At 50.1% G+C, this 349-nt stretch carries 2 tRNA genes; both read right to left on the reverse strand.

The window, feature by feature from the left end:
- Positions 1-60 precede the first annotated feature (60 nt).
- A tRNA-Met gene (locus QCD69_RS22520) sits at positions 61-137 on the reverse strand.
- Positions 138-173: 36 nt separating this feature from the next.
- Positions 174-248: transfer RNA gene (locus QCD69_RS22525), tRNA-Gln, on the reverse strand.
- Positions 249-349 lie beyond the last annotated feature (101 nt).

The following is a 349-nucleotide window of genomic DNA, read 5'->3' on the forward strand; positions in this document are numbered from 1 at the left end:
ACCCCGGAATGCTGGTATCAGAAACCAGTGCCTTACCGCTTGGCGACACCCCAATAAAATTGGTGGCTACTACGGGAATCGAACCTGTGACCCCAGCATTATGAGTGCTGTGCTCTAACCAGCTGAGCTAAGTAGCCTAATTTTACTGCGTTACAACTATACTACATTCTGATTGGCTGGGATACCTGGATTCGAACCAGGGAATGCCGGTATCAAAAACCGGTGCCTTACCGCTTGGCGATATCCCAATGTCCGTACACAAGCCACAAAACCATCAGAACAAACTGGCTGGGGTACCTGGATTCGAACCAGGGAATGCCGGTATCAAAAACCGGTGCCTTACCGCTTG

Source organism: Erwinia sp. PsM31 (assembly GCF_030433775.1).
GTDB classification, from domain to species: Bacteria; Pseudomonadota; Gammaproteobacteria; order Enterobacterales; family Enterobacteriaceae; genus Erwinia; species Erwinia aeris.